The organism is Caballeronia sp. SL2Y3 (assembly GCF_022879575.1).
GTDB lineage: Bacteria > Pseudomonadota > Gammaproteobacteria > Burkholderiales > Burkholderiaceae > Caballeronia.
Map to the genome: position 1 here is coordinate 300,922 of NZ_CP084262.1, position 12,340 is coordinate 313,261.

Below are 12,340 nucleotides of genomic sequence, written 5' to 3' on the forward strand. Positions count from 1 at the left end.
GGAAGTCTCTTCAGGCTGCGCTCGTGAGCGGAAGCCCCAGGTTGCCGAGGCAGAAGTATTTGGTTTCGACGAAGGGTTCGAAGCCTTCCGCGCCACCCTCGCGTCCGAGTCCCGACGCTTTCATGCCACCGAAAGGAATCGGCGCGCCGGTGAACTTCACGCCGTTGACGGAAATCATGGCGAAGTCGAGCCGGCGCACCAAGTGGAAGATGGTGTCAATGCGCGTCGCGCAGATGTATGCGGCCAAACCGTATTCGGTGTCGTTGGCACGGGCCACGACTTCATCGAGGCTATCGAAGGCGGACACCGCCGAAACAGGCGCGAAATTTTCCTCGTCGTAGATCCGCATGCCTGCCTCGGCTTCCGCAACGACGGTTGGTTCATAGAACCATCCGCCGCGCTCGTGGGGCTTTCCCCCGGTGACGATGCGCGCGCCGCGCGCTCTCGCGTCTTCGATACGCGCAACGGTCGCATCGAAAGCGGCCTGATGCATGAGCGGCCCTACGTCGACGTCCGTTTCGAATGCACTGCCGACCTTCAGCGCCTTCACTGCTTCGCTGTAGCGTTCGACGAAGTGCTCATAGACCGGACGTGCAACCAAAATGCGGTTGGCGGCGCAGCAGTCCTGACCGGACGTCTGGAACTTCGCGCCTACCGCCAAGCGCACGGCCTGTTCGATATCGGCATCGTGGGTCACGATAAATGGCGCGTTGCCGCCCAGTTCCAGTGCGAGTTTCTTGATGCCTGCCTGCGCGGCCGTTCGGGCAACGAGGCTGCCCACGCGCGTCGAGCCGGTGAAGCTGACGGCACGCACGCGCGTGTCGCCGACGAGCGTTTCCATCGCCATCTGAGGCTCGCCGATGACGACGTTGAAGACGCCCGCCGGAAACCCGGCTTCTTCCGCGAGTTGCGCCAGTGCGATGGCGGAGAACGGCGTCTCGTGCGCGGGCTTGACGACGACCGTGCAGCCGGCGGCAATCGCCGCGGCTGCCTTGCGCGTGATCATCGCGACGGGGAAATTCCAGGGCGTGATGAGTGCGGCGACGCCGACAGGCTCCATTACGGTGCCGAGATGCGCGCCATCGATATGCGTTGGGATCGTGCGACCCGCCAGACGCTTCGCTTCGTTCGCGAACCAATCGACGAAGCTCCCCGCGTAGGCTATTTCGCCTTTGGATTCGGCAAGCGGCTTGCCTTGTTCCAGCGACAGAATGCCGGCGAGATCCGCCTGATGCCGCATGATGAGCTCATGCCAGCGCAACAGCATGGCGCTGCGCCTTTGCTGCGGCACCCAGCGCCATGACTCGAATGCGCGATCGGCTGCATCGACGGCGCTGACGATCTGCGGCTGATCGAGCATCGGAACATGACCGATCACTTTCTGATCCGCCGGATTCGTGACCGCGATCGATGCGGCGCTGTCGCTATGGACCCAGCGGCCGTCGATATAGCAGTGCGATTTGAAGAGTACGGGATGTCCGAGCAGCATGTCGAGGTCTCCGGTGGGAAAGATGCGTTCCATGCATCCACTTTAGGCTTCAGACGCTCCGGAATTTTTCGTTTCGCCCCTATTCCGTTGAGGTTTTTTCTGTTTTGCTGGCCATCTGCCTGCTGTTCTTTCAGAGCACCTCTTCAGCCCAGTCGGGGGGGCCCTCGGCCACGTTCTTGACCACCTTGGTCACGATATAGGTGAAGTAACGTTCGATGCCGAGTTCTTCGACCAGCAACGAATCGATAAAACGCTGATAGTGATCGATGTCTCGCGAGACGACATGCAGCACGTAATCGACGCCGCCGCCCGTCGCATAGCACTGCACGATTTCGGGTGCCGCGCTGACTCGCTCTTCGAAGCGGCGCATGTCGTGGGCGGTATGGCGCAACAGCGACACTTCCACGACGATACGGCTGCCCTTGAAGGCAGCCGTCCAGTCGATCTCGGCGCGATAACCTTTGACGAGACCGCTTTCCTCGAGCTTCTTGACACGTTCCCACGCAGGCGAGACCGAAAGATTCACCTCTTCTGCAAGACGGGATTTCGTCATGCGGCCATCCCGCGCGAGGATGCGCAGAATCGCGAGATCGTATCGGTCGAGCTTCATCACGCCGCGGGAACAGGAACATCGCGCTCGACGATCTCGGCGACGACCGCTACCGTATCGCCCAACTGGACGAGACCGGGGAAGTGACGCGCCGCGAGCACTCCGGCGCGCTTCGCGGTGTATTCGACGGGCTCGGCGCCAGAGCGCGCGATGCCATGAATGCGCGCGAGTACGTCGCCCGCTTGCACCATGTCGCCCAGATCGCGGCAAAGCTCAAGCAGGCCTGTGTGCTCGCTCGTGGTGAAGCAGCTCGCGTCGGGCATATCCAGCAGCGTGGTCGTGCGCGCTTCGCCGCTCTTGGCCGCCTGCCTTTCGACGATACCCGCCTGAGCGAGGAACCCGCGGACGCCGCGCTCTGCGATGGCAACACTTCTTGCCGTGGACGAACCGCCGCCGCCCAGCTCCGTCGACACGAACACCTTGCCTGCTTCTTCCGCCGCGCTGTCGTAAAGACCGGAACTGTCGAGTTCGAGCATCCGCATGGAATATGGCGCTCCGAACGCACGCATGGCGGTCTCGCAGCGCGCCTGCTGTGCCGCATCTTCCAATACGTGGATGGCCGCGAATGGAAGAAAATCCAGCGTGCGGCCGCCCGCGTGAATGTCGAGCACGTAGTCCGCGAGCGGCAATAGATGACGCTGGAAATAATCGGCGATCTTCTCCGTCACCGTGCCGTCGGGTTTGCCGGGGAAGCTGCGATTGAGATTGCCTGCATCGATCGGCGATGTGCGCGTGCCTGCACAAAACGCGGGGTAGTTCATGAACGGCACGATGATGACGCGGCCGTTCACGCCCTCTGCCTTCAACGTCGATGCGAGCTTCGATAGCGCGATCGGCCCTTCGTACTCGTCGCCGTGATTGCCCCCCGTGAGCAGCGCAGTCGGTCCATCTCCGCGCTTGATGACAGTAACGGGAATCATCACTGCGCCCCATGCCGAGTCGTTGCGCGAATACGGCAACTTCAGGAAGCCGTGCTGAACACCCTCGGCGTCGAAGTCGACGGTCGGACTGATCGGTGACGCGCGCATCGTGCTACTCCTTCACGAACAATTTGCGGGGCGTATTGCAGAACGTTTCGACGCCCGTATCGGTAATCAGGATGCTTTCCGTGATTTCGAGGCCCCAGTCGTCGAGCCATAGGCCCGGCATGAAGTGAAACGTCATGCCGGGTTCGAGGACAGTCTTGTCCCCCGGACGCAGGCTCATGGTGCGCTCGCCCCAGTCCGGCGGATAACTTGCGCCGATCGGATAGCCGCAGCGGCTGTCTTTTTCGATGCCCGATTTGCGCAGCACGGCAAAGAACGCATGAGCGATATCTTCGGTCTTGTTCCCCGGTTTCGCCGCAGCGAGGCCCGCTTCGATGCCTTCGATCACGGCCTTCTCGGCATCGATGAAATGCTTGGGCGGCTTGCCGAGATAAACCGTTCTGGACTGCGGACAGTGATAGCGTTTGAAGCAGCCGGCGATCTCGAAGAACGTGCCTGCGTTAGCCGAAAATGGCGAGTCGTCCCAGGTAAGATGCGGAGCCGCCGCATCGGAGCCGGTCGGCAGTAAAGGGACGATCGCGGGGTAATCGCCGCCGTGGCCTTCGATACCGGTGATGCCTGCCTCATAGATGTGCGCCACGAGGTCGCTCTTGCGCATGCCCGGCTCGACTTTCTCGAGAATGCGCGCGTGCATCTTCTCGACGATGCGCGCCGCCACGCGCATGTATTCGATCTCTTGCGGCGATTTCACTGCACGCTGCCAGTTGACGAGCGCCGTCGCATCGACGAATGTAGCGGCGGGCAAATGCTGTCTGAGCGACGCATAGGCCTTCGCGCTGAAGTAGTAGTTATCCATCTCGACGCCGATGCGCTTTCTGTCCCAGCCCCGTGCCGCGATGACTTCAGTGGACAAGTAATCCATCGGATGGCGCACCTGCGACTGCACATAGTGATCCGGGTACCCGACAATGTTGTCGTGCCCCATGAACACCGTGCGCTTCGCACCGTTGGCATCCTGCCCGCGTCCGTACCAGACGGGTTCGCCATCGGTTGCGAGCAGCACACACTGATGCACGTAGAAGGACCAACCATCGTAGCCCGTCAGCCACGCCATATTGGTCGGATCGGTCACGATCAAGAGATCGATGCCGGCCGTCTCCATCGCTCGCCGCGTCTTCGCGATGCGAGCAGCGTATTCGCTGCGCTCGAACGGCAGGTGTACCGCAGGCGCCTCGCGTTCTCGTTGTTGCTTGATTTCGGACATCGTCCCGTCTCTCAAAGCGTCACGTCGTTGTGGAAAATGGTGCCTGCCTTCGCAGCGCGCGCCCGCTCCAGCGCAAGCGCCGCGATGGCGGTGTCCTGCGCGCCGGTGCCGGTCAGATCGCAAAGGGTGACTTGTTCGTCGCTCGTACGGCCGGGCGCTTGTTGCGCGATGACCTGTCCGAGCTCCGCGAACGATGCATCGGCTTCGACCACGCCTGCTGCGATGGCGTGATGCAGTTCGCCGAGCACGCGCGTTTGCTGGACGCGATCGCAAACATAGAGCGCCTTGGCGAATACGTCGGGCGCGATCTCGTTCTTGTGCTCGGCATCCGAACCCATCGCGGTGATGTGCAAGCCGGGCTGCAGATCGCGTGCATGAATCAGAGGCTCGCGGGTCGGCGTCGTCGTGATGGCGATATCGGCGTGTTCTAGCGCATCGCCGACCGTATCGGCAACATCGCACGGCAGACCCGTGCATTTGCGTGCGTATTGCGCTGCGCGGTCGCGCTCACGCGCCCACACGGTCACATGCTCGATCTCGCGCACAAGACGCAGCGCATCCAGTTGCAAGCGCGCCTGTTCTCCGGCGCCGATGATCGCCACACGCTTCGCATCGCGACGCGCGAGCCATCGCGCGGCCACCGCGCCCGCCGCCGCGGTGCGTACCGCGGTGAGATAGCCGTTGTCCAGCAACACCGCTTCGGTCAGTCCCGTCTGCGCGGACAAGACCAGCATCAGACCGTTCAGACTCGGCAGTCCCAGCGAGGGGTTATGGAAGAACCCCGGACTCACCTTGATGGCGAAGCTCGTAAAGTCCGGCAAATAGGCGGTTTTTACGTCCACTTCGCCTGCATGCCGTGCAATGTCGAGACGCAGGACGGGCGGCATGACAACCGCTTGGGTGGCCAGCGAACGGAACGCGGCCTCGACCTGCGCGATCGCATCGAGGTCGAGCGGCACAAGCTTGCGAAGTTGCGCTTGCGAGAGCAGAAGAGTGGATCGGTCGAGGGCGGACATGGAATTCACGCAGCTCCAATCAGACGGCGGTGTGTGTCGATATCGATGTTGCAGCCGCTAACGACGATCACGATGGGCCCTCGTGAACGCACTTCGCCATCGAGCACGGCTGCGATGCCGACCGCCGCCGCCCCTTCGACGACGAGCCGCTCCTGGCGATATGCGTGCGCAATGCCGGCGGCAATCGATACCTCGTCGAGCAGAATGACGCGGTCGATCAACTCGCGGGTCATGGCAAAGGTATGCTGGTTATCGAGGCCGACGCCGCCGCCGAGCGAATCGGCGAGCGTTTCCAGTTCATCGACATAAACAGGCGCGCCTGCCTTCAGACTGGCATGCATGGCCGCGCCGCGTTGCATCGACACGCCGATCATTTCTGTCGCTGGCTGAATGCGCTTGGCCGCGAACGCGACGCCGCTGAACAATCCGCCGCCCGACAATGGCACCACGATAGCGGCGACATCCGGCAGGGCTTCCAATATCTCCAGGCCGATGGTCGCTTGCCCCGCGATCACGCGCGCATCGTCGAAAGGCGGCACGAACGCATAGCCTTCCTCGCGTGCAAGACGTTGCGCCTCGAGCTGCGCATCGTCCTGACTTTTGCCGGCGATGACGACGCGCGCACCGAGCGCAGCGACCGCATCGACCTTGTTTTTCGGCACCAGCGAAGACATGCACACCGCCGCTTCGATACCGAGTGCACGCGCCGCATGCGCGACAGCGCGGCCGTGATTGCCGGTGGATGCGGTCACGACGCGCTTGCATCCCTCATCGGCGATCTGCGCGAGCGCGTTGGTCGCGCCTCGCAGTTTGAAGCTGCCGGTGGGCTGGAGCGTTTCGAGCTTGAGATGCACAGGCACGCCCGCCACTTCGCTGAGCGACGCCGACTGCACGAGCGGCGTCACGAGCGCCCGCCCTGCAATGCGTTGGCGAGCGCGATAGACATCGGCGAGCGAAAGTGCGGACATATCGGCTTGGTTGCTGTTCGTTGATCGATGCAACCGAGTCTAATGTCCTAAAAAATCGATTTCGAATGTCCTAGTTCAATTGAAATCGTGCACGTGCGGATATTGTTCGAAGACCTCACGCATCGTTTCGACGGCCATGCGGAACGTGCGCTCACCGACTTCCGCGCCGACGCACAAGCGCACTGCATTGGGCCGCTCGGCGCCGCGCACGAGGAACGGATCGGGCGAAGTAACCGCGATGTTCCGGTTGCGCAATTCGCGCGTGATGCGCTCTGCTTGCCATTCGCCCGGTACGCGCAGCCATGCGGACAATGCATTCGGATGGCTGCCCAGCAGATATTCCCCGAGCAACTCGCGTACGACGCCCTGACGTGAGGCGAGCCGTTCTCGCTGAATATCCACGAGGCGTTGCGCCGTGCCGTCCATGATCCAGCGCGAGGAGACTTCCGCTATCGGCGATGTCGCCATCCAGCAGCTCACGCGCAGCACGCTTTCGGCGCGCAACGCAAGACGGCGCGGCACAGTCATGAAGCCCGTACGCAGACCGCTCAACACGGACTTGGTCATGCTGGTGCAATAGAACGCGAGTTCGGGAATGAGACTCGCAATGGGCGTCTGCGTCTTGGCCGGCAGCGCGCCGTATACATCGTCTTCGATGACATACACGCCATACCGCTCGGCGATCCGCGCGATCGCACGGCGGCGCGCGTCAGGCATCAGCGCGACGGTAGGATTGTTCAGCGTCGGCGTGCACACGAGCGCGCTGACACGTTCGCTGTCGCAGACTTCTTCGAAATGTTCGGGCCGTATGCCGTGCTCGTCGATTTCAAGACCCTTGAGCGTAAAGCCGAGGACGTTCGCCGAGCCGATGACACCGTGATCCGTGAGGCTTTCGCATAACACGGTATCGCCCGGACCGACAGTCGATGCCAACGCCAGGAAAATGGCATGCGCAGCTCCGTTGGTCACGAGCAAGGAGTCGACGCTCGCCGGCATGTTGAGCGTCGCGAGCCATTCGACGCCCGCCTGGCGATGGTTCTCGAACCCGGCAATGGGCCTGAAAGCGCGAATCCACGGTTGGTCTTCGATGGTCGACAAGGTCGCGCAGACCTTGCGCCACATCGCATCGTGCTCGGGCGTGTGGACGATACGCGCGATCGAAAAATCGACCACGGACCGCTCGGCCGTATCGAGCATGTATTTGGACATGGTCTCCGTCACGCGCGCCGTGACGAAGCTGCCGCGTCCGACTTCGCATCGGATCAGGCCTTGCCTTTCCAATTCCTTATACGCGTTGGTGACCGTCTGGACACTGATTTTCAGATCCGCCGCCACGTCGCGCTGCGGCGGCAGACGCGCGCCCGAAGCGAGCGTGCCGCTTTCGATGTCCGCCGCCATGGCCTTGACGAGCCGCTTGTATTTCGATTGCACGCCCTGCACGCTGCGCACGGCGTCGCGCCATCGTCCGTTCACGTCGCTGCTCCCTTGATGCCCGCTTAGTTTCCGCACGTGCCCAATAGTGGCGCAAAACTGCCCTGGAAAATAATTGTCCTAGAGCAATCGGAACATATATATGGCTTTGTATTCTGCGTTCGTGGCTGCGTTGCAAGGCGGTCTCAGGCACCTGAGGCTTAAGGGTTTTCTCCGATGTCGCGGCGTCATGCGGCCTCATTTCTGCAAGCTAAGACACCATACGAACGGGATTAATATGAAGACGAAGCGACTGTCTGGCATTCTGGTAGCGGCTTGCGTCGCAACGGCGAGCTTCACGGGCTATGCGGCGAGCGCAGGCGCTGAAACGACGCTGCAGCGCATTCAGCACACGGGCGAAGTTCGCATCGGCTACGCGAACGAAACACCCTTTGCCTTCACGACAGCCGACGGCACGGTGACGGGCGAATCGCCCGAAATCGCCAAGAAGGTGTTTGCCAAACTCGGCGTCAAGAAGGTCGATGCGGTGCTCACCGAATGGGGCGCCTTGATTCCGGGTCTCAAGGCGGGCCGCTTCGATGTGATCGCGGCCGGCATGTACATCACGCCGGAACGATGCAAGCAGGTTGCTTTCGCTGACCCGCAGTACCAGATTCCAGACACGCTGCTGACCATGAAGGGCAATCCGAAGAAGCTACACAGCTATGCGGATGTCGCAAAGCAACCGGACGCGAAGCTCGCGGTGATGGCGGGAACAGCGGAACTCGGCTATGCGCGCGAAGCCGGCATCAAGGACGATCAGATTCTGCAGGTGCCCGACACGACCGCGCAGCTTCAGGCCGTGCGCGCTCGCCGGGCGGATGCCGCTGTCGGCACCGCGCTGACCATGAAAGGCCTTGCCTCGAAGGGTGGACCGCAAGTCGAAGCCATGGGCCAGTTCAACGACGATCCCAAGCACACCGGTTATGGCGCGCTAGCCTTCCGTCCCGAAGACACCGACTTGCGCGATGCCGTGAACAAGGAACTGCATGCGTGGCTCGGCACGGACGATCATCTGAAGACCGTCGCGCCGTTCGGCTTCGACAAGTCCAATCTGACAACGAAGAAAGCACCCGAACTCTGCGCCGGCTGACTCTGGCATCGAGGCGCGTGCCGCGTGAATCCATGAGCGAGGAAATGTCATGAGTGACCTCACTGAGCTTCTGCCCTTGATGATGCAGGGCACGCTCGTCACGATCCAGATCGCCATCTTCAGTATCGTGCTGGCGATCGTCATGGCGAGCGTCGCCACTGTGGTGCGCGCCGCGCCATACCGGCTGCTGAGATGGACAGGCAACGCCTATGTGGAGATTTTTCGCGGCACGTCGCTGCTCGTGCAATTGTTCTGGCTGTTCTTCGTGCTGCCCTTGCCGCCGTTCAGTCTAAAGTTGACGCCGTTCACCGTCGCGATCGTCGGGCTTGGCTTGCATTACGGCGCATACGGTTCCGAGATCTTGCGCGGCGCATTGCGTTCGGTCCCGGGCGGGCAGTATGAAGCGGCGCTTGCACTGAACATGCCGGCATCGGCAAGGCTGCGCCGGATCGTGCTGCCTCAGGCGATGATCAATGCATTGCCGCCCGCGACCAATCTCATGATCGAGTTGCTCAAAGGCACGTCGCTCGTGTCGCTCATCACGCTGTCCGATCTGACTTTCCGCGCGCGCCAGCTCGACGAAGCGACCTTCAAGACCGCCGAGATCTTCGGGCTTACGTTGCTCATCTACTTCGTGCTTGCGCAGATCATCGCGACCGTGATGCGCTATTTCGAGCGACGTGTCAGCAGTCACGTGGCCGTGCGTCGTGCCATTCCGAGGGCCGCGTCATGACCACCATCAGCCAATTGTTCGATGTGAAGTATGCACTGCATATCCTCCCCGAACTCGCGCGCGCAGCGACGTACACCATCGGCATCACGCTGGTGGGCTTCGCCATTGCGCTGGTTTTGGGCCTCGTGCTCGCCATTCTGCGGCGCAGCGACATGGCGCCCGTTGCAAGGACCACGGCGTTCTTCATCGAGTTCATACGCAGCACGCCCTTGCTGATCCAAGTGTACGTGCTGTTCTATGTGGCGCCGCTCTATGGCCTCACGATGTCTGCGCTGACAGCCGGGACGATCGGCATTGCGGTTCACTACGCCTGCTACGTGTCGGAGGTGTATCGCGCGGGGCTCAACGGTGTTGCGCGCGGGCAATGGGAAGCGTCGTGCGCGCTCTCGCTCTCGCCGTGGCGCACGTATAGCGGCGTCATTCTTCCGCAAGCCATACGTCCGGTGATTCCCGCGCTCGGGAACTATCTCGTCGCGATGTTCAAGGACACGCCTGTGCTATCCGCGATCACAGTCGTGGAACTCATGCAGCAGGCGAAGAACATCGGCTCGGAGACCTTCCGGTATCTGGAGCCGATCACCATGACCGGCATCTTCTTTCTCATCATCAGCGTGACCTTCGCCTCGGGCGTGCGTCACCTCGAACGACGCGTGCGCTTGCCGTGATGCAAGACGCGACGCGTGCTGAACACTCGAACCCGGCGGACGGCGCACGGAAATGGATCTTCAGGAGCAGCAGATGAAACGAGACCTCGACCCCGCACTTGGCGCAGCGGCCCGCGCCAATGCCGACGCGCCGATCGTGCGCTTCCGAAACGTGACGAAACGCTATGGCGCATTGACCGTGCTGGATGGCCTCGACCTCGACATTGCCCGCAATGAAAAGGTGGCGATCATCGGGCCGAGCGGTTCAGGAAAATCCACGCTGCTGCGCGTGCTGATGACGCTCGATCCGCTGACCGATGGCGTCATCGAAGTCGATGGAGAACCGCTGACCCATGAAATGCGCGATGGAAAGCTGACACCCGCGTCGCCGCGGCACGTTCGCAAGGTGCGCAGCAAGATCGGCATGGTGTTTCAGAGCTTCAATCTCTTCCCTCATATGACGGCCTTGCAGAACACCATAGAGGCGCCGATTAGCGTACTGGGCCTGTCAAAAAAGGAAGCCACCGAACGCGCACGAGAACTCTTGTCGATGGTCGGCCTCGAAGAGAAATGCAACCACTATCCGTCACAGCTGTCGGGCGGGCAGCAGCAGCGCGTTGCCATTGCCCGCGCGCTTGCAATGCGTCCGAAGGTGATGCTCTTCGACGAAGTGACCTCTGCGCTCGATCCGGAACTCTGTGGGGAAGTGCTGAGTGTGATCCGCCGTCTTGGCGCGGAGCATGACCTGACGATGCTAATGGTCACACATCAAATGGGGTTCGCCAGGGACTTCGCCGATCGCGTCTGCTTCTTCTCTGCAGGAAAGATTATCGAGCAGGCGCCGCCGCAATTGTTTTTCTCCGCGCCGCAGCATGAGCGGACGCAGCAGTTTCTACGTGCGGTGACGGAGGCGCTTTGAAGGCCGCCTCCCTCAACCGGAGCTTGGGGAAGATGCGTTGCCCAAGAAGATGAGCGTGACAGACCGTACCGGCAGCGCCGGCAAGACGAAGCAGCTTAGCGCCAAAGCCAGTATTGCCGAGAGATACATGTTCGTCGTCTAACTCCATTTGTCGCCTCAGTCATGTCACGGCAGCGAGAGCCATCTCGATGAGCTGCTGCTGTTCTGCAGTGGCATCCATATTATGTTTCCGCAAAATCATGAATAGCGAAATTGGATCGGGCGGATCCAACGCGATCTGATGGACCGTACATCCCGTTTCCTTGACCAATGGCTTCGCCAAGAAACTGGGTACAACGGCCCAAGCTCCGTTTCGCAACATCGGCGCCAACATATGTGCTTTCTCGACCCAGTTCACGTGCCGCAACAACCCGCGCCGAACGCGCCATAAGTCGAACTGAGGCGACCACGGCAAATGAATTTCTCGGGATGAATCGAGATCCGCCATGTCGAGAGCCTCGGGCAACGGGACCGTCCCCGACGCAGCATGGACCACAAGCATCGCGTAGTCCCGTATCTTCGTTGCAACGAGATCGACGTGGTCGGATGGCGTCAGAGTGAAGGCTACGTCCAAATGGCCAGAAGCGACGCGGTTCGCAAGCTGGAAATAGCGCGAGCTTTCCATGTGCAGTCGGACGGGCGGTGTCGCATCGCGGAGCGCAGCGACAAACGGGGGAAGCACGTTGATTGCGACGGCATCCACCGAACCGACAGCAAGGTGCCGAACCTGGTTGGCCTGAAGTTGCTCGGCCTCTACTTCCAGCATCTTCCACCGTTCAGCGATGTCGAGAAAACGCTCACCCGCGGAGGTCAGTGAGATTCCCCGCGCTCCCCTCGAGCGCCGCAACAGAGGCTGCCCTATCCGGCGCTCCAGTGACTGGATGCGATAGGAGACCGTCGACTGTGTCGTAGATACGATCTCGGCCGCCTGAAGCAGACTCCCCGACCGTACCACCGCCAGGAAAGTGTTGATCTCCTCGCTGAGCAGCATATCGAGCCCTTCGATATTTGATAAATAAATTCCGACGTTGACCGATATTGTGCCGGACCTTAGCTTAGTCGAACAGCGAAAGAGTTTCGTACTGGTTCGATAACGTCTGGAGACGCGC

At 61.4% G+C, this 12,340-nt stretch carries 12 protein-coding genes; 4 read left to right on the forward strand and 8 right to left on the reverse strand.

The window, feature by feature from the left end; genetic code table 11:
- Window positions 1-10 precede the first annotated feature (10 nt).
- From LDZ26_RS20340 to LDZ26_RS20370, 7 genes are all read right to left on the reverse strand, one after another.
- Window positions 11-1,489, reverse strand: a complete 1,479-nt coding sequence (locus LDZ26_RS20340; RefSeq protein ID WP_244851108.1) for an NAD-dependent succinate-semialdehyde dehydrogenase — start codon at window positions 1,487-1,489, stop codon at window positions 11-13.
- Window positions 1,490-1,619: 130 nt separating this feature from the next.
- Complete coding sequence (locus LDZ26_RS20345) at window positions 1,620-2,099, reverse strand: Lrp/AsnC family transcriptional regulator (RefSeq protein ID WP_244851038.1); 480 nt, start codon at window positions 2,097-2,099, stop codon at window positions 1,620-1,622.
- Window positions 2,099-3,127, reverse strand: a complete 1,029-nt coding sequence (gene doeB / locus LDZ26_RS20350; RefSeq protein WP_244851039.1) for a N(2)-acetyl-L-2,4-diaminobutanoate deacetylase DoeB — start codon at window positions 3,125-3,127, stop codon at window positions 2,099-2,101. The genes LDZ26_RS20345 and doeB overlap by 1 nt, the downstream gene beginning before the upstream one ends.
- A gap of 4 nt (window positions 3,128-3,131) precedes the next feature.
- The gene (gene doeA / locus LDZ26_RS20355) at window positions 3,132-4,349 is read right to left on the reverse strand and encodes an ectoine hydrolase DoeA (protein ID WP_244851040.1); all 1,218 of its coding nucleotides are present in this window, start codon (window positions 4,347-4,349) and stop codon (window positions 3,132-3,134) included.
- Window positions 4,350-4,360: 11 nt separating this feature from the next.
- Window positions 4,361-5,365 (reverse strand): cyclodeaminase, encoded by a 1,005-nt coding sequence (locus tag LDZ26_RS20360; RefSeq protein WP_244851109.1) that lies wholly within the window; start codon window positions 5,363-5,365, stop codon window positions 4,361-4,363.
- Between the two features lie 5 nt (window positions 5,366-5,370).
- Window positions 5,371-6,333 carry a hydroxyectoine utilization dehydratase EutB gene (eutB, locus tag LDZ26_RS20365; RefSeq protein WP_244851041.1) on the reverse strand — a complete coding sequence of 321 codons (963 nt, stop codon included), beginning with the start codon at window positions 6,331-6,333 and terminating at the stop codon, window positions 5,371-5,373.
- A gap of 75 nt (window positions 6,334-6,408) precedes the next feature.
- On the reverse strand, window positions 6,409-7,806 hold the full coding sequence (locus LDZ26_RS20370) for a PLP-dependent aminotransferase family protein (protein ID WP_244851042.1): 1,398 nt from the start codon (window positions 7,804-7,806) through the stop codon (window positions 6,409-6,411).
- A 235-nt stretch (window positions 7,807-8,041) separates the two neighbouring features.
- Between LDZ26_RS20370 and ehuB the strand changes: the two genes are divergently transcribed.
- From ehuB to ehuA, 4 genes are all read left to right on the forward strand, one after another.
- Entirely contained in the window at window positions 8,042-8,896 is an 855-nt protein-coding gene (ehuB, locus tag LDZ26_RS20375; protein WP_244851043.1) for an ectoine/hydroxyectoine ABC transporter substrate-binding protein EhuB, read from the forward strand.
- A 49-nt stretch (window positions 8,897-8,945) separates the two neighbouring features.
- On the forward strand, window positions 8,946-9,629 hold the full coding sequence (ehuC, locus tag LDZ26_RS20380) for an ectoine/hydroxyectoine ABC transporter permease subunit EhuC (RefSeq protein ID WP_244851044.1): 684 nt from the start codon (window positions 8,946-8,948) through the stop codon (window positions 9,627-9,629).
- On the forward strand, window positions 9,626-10,294 hold the full coding sequence (ehuD, locus tag LDZ26_RS20385; RefSeq protein ID WP_244851045.1) for an ectoine/hydroxyectoine ABC transporter permease subunit EhuD: 669 nt from the start codon (window positions 9,626-9,628) through the stop codon (window positions 10,292-10,294). The genes ehuC and ehuD overlap by 4 nt, the downstream gene beginning before the upstream one ends.
- A gap of 73 nt (window positions 10,295-10,367) precedes the next feature.
- Complete coding sequence (ehuA, locus tag LDZ26_RS20390; RefSeq protein WP_244851046.1) at window positions 10,368-11,192, forward strand: ectoine/hydroxyectoine ABC transporter ATP-binding protein EhuA; 825 nt, start codon at window positions 10,368-10,370, stop codon at window positions 11,190-11,192.
- Window positions 11,193-11,352: 160 nt separating this feature from the next.
- On the opposite strand, the gene LDZ26_RS20395 is transcribed toward ehuA, so the two are convergent.
- Window positions 11,353-12,222, reverse strand: coding sequence for a LysR family transcriptional regulator (locus LDZ26_RS20395; protein WP_244851047.1), 870 nt, complete (start codon window positions 12,220-12,222; stop codon window positions 11,353-11,355).
- Window positions 12,223-12,340: the final 118 nt, after the last annotated feature.

What these genes read in the sequence shown, in the direction of transcription:
- ehuD (WP_244851045.1), top strand. Translation starts at nt 9,626, where the DNA reads ATGACCACCATCAGCCAATTGTTCGATGTGAAGTATGCACTGCATATC.
- doeB (WP_244851039.1), bottom strand. Translation starts at nt 3,127, where the DNA reads ATGCGCGCGTCACCGATCAGTCCGACCGTCGACTTCGACGCCGAGGGT.
- LDZ26_RS20340 (WP_244851108.1), bottom strand. Translation starts at nt 1,489, where the DNA reads ATGCTGCTCGGACATCCCGTACTCTTCAAATCGCACTGCTATATCGAC.
- eutB (WP_244851041.1), bottom strand. Translation starts at nt 6,333, where the DNA reads ATGTCCGCACTTTCGCTCGCCGATGTCTATCGCGCTCGCCAACGCATT.
- LDZ26_RS20360 (WP_244851109.1), bottom strand. Translation starts at nt 5,365, where the DNA reads ATGTCCGCCCTCGACCGATCCACTCTTCTGCTCTCGCAAGCGCAACTT.
- ehuC (WP_244851044.1), top strand. Translation starts at nt 8,946, where the DNA reads ATGAGTGACCTCACTGAGCTTCTGCCCTTGATGATGCAGGGCACGCTC.
- ehuA (WP_244851046.1), top strand. Translation starts at nt 10,368, where the DNA reads ATGAAACGAGACCTCGACCCCGCACTTGGCGCAGCGGCCCGCGCCAAT.
- LDZ26_RS20395 (WP_244851047.1), bottom strand. Translation starts at nt 12,222, where the DNA reads ATGCTGCTCAGCGAGGAGATCAACACTTTCCTGGCGGTGGTACGGTCG.
- LDZ26_RS20345 (WP_244851038.1), bottom strand. Translation starts at nt 2,099, where the DNA reads ATGAAGCTCGACCGATACGATCTCGCGATTCTGCGCATCCTCGCGCGG.
- ehuB (WP_244851043.1), top strand. Translation starts at nt 8,042, where the DNA reads ATGAAGACGAAGCGACTGTCTGGCATTCTGGTAGCGGCTTGCGTCGCA.
- doeA (WP_244851040.1), bottom strand. Translation starts at nt 4,349, where the DNA reads ATGTCCGAAATCAAGCAACAACGAGAACGCGAGGCGCCTGCGGTACAC.